General features: G+C 73.0%; 1 protein-coding gene. It reads right to left on the bottom strand.

Annotation, left to right across the window (positions count from 1 at the left end):
- Positions 1-602 (bottom strand): ketoacyl-synthetase C-terminal extension domain-containing protein (locus CXR44_RS38720; RefSeq protein WP_281260328.1); only part of this gene is annotated, 602 nt, incomplete at its 3' end.
- Between the last annotated feature and the right edge of the window lie 24 nt (positions 603-626).

Raw genomic sequence — 626 nt, 5'->3', positions numbered from 1 at the left:
AACCGCGCGCACACCTCATCGAACGCCGCCGCGAACACCGGATACCGCTCAGCCAACCCCAGCCCCATACCGACCCGCTGCGACCCCTGACCCGAGAACAGGAACGCGACCGGCCCAGAGCTCGCCTGACCGGTGAACACGCCCGCCGCCTCGCGGTCTTCGGCGAGCGCGGTGAGCCCGGCCACCAGCGCGTCGCGATCCGCGCCGACGACGGCGGCCCGGTGCTCCAACGCGCTGCGACGGGCCGCCAGCGTGTGGGCCAGGTCGCGGAGGTCGGCGTCGTCGACGACGGGGAGAAGCCGGCGGGCCTGCTCCCGCAACGCCTCACCGCTGCGCGCGGACAGCGCCAGCGGCACGACCCCCGGCTCCTCGCCGTGAACGGGTGCCTCCTCCAGCACCGGTGGTTCTTCGAGGATGACGTGGGCGTTGGTGCCGCTGATCCCGAACGACGACACCCCCGCCCGCCGCGGCCGGTCGGTCGTGGGCCAGGGCCGCTGCTCAGACAGCAACTCCACCGCACCCGACGACCAGTCCACATGCGACGACGGCGCATCCACATGCAGGGTTCGCGGGAGCGTGCCGTGCCGCATCGCCTGCACCATCTTGATCACACCCGCCACACCCGC

Source organism: Nonomuraea indica (assembly GCF_002850745.1).
GTDB classification, from domain to species: domain Bacteria; phylum Actinomycetota; class Actinomycetes; order Streptosporangiales; family Streptosporangiaceae; genus Nonomuraea; species Nonomuraea indica.
This window is presented reverse-complemented; position numbering and strand designations above follow the sequence as displayed.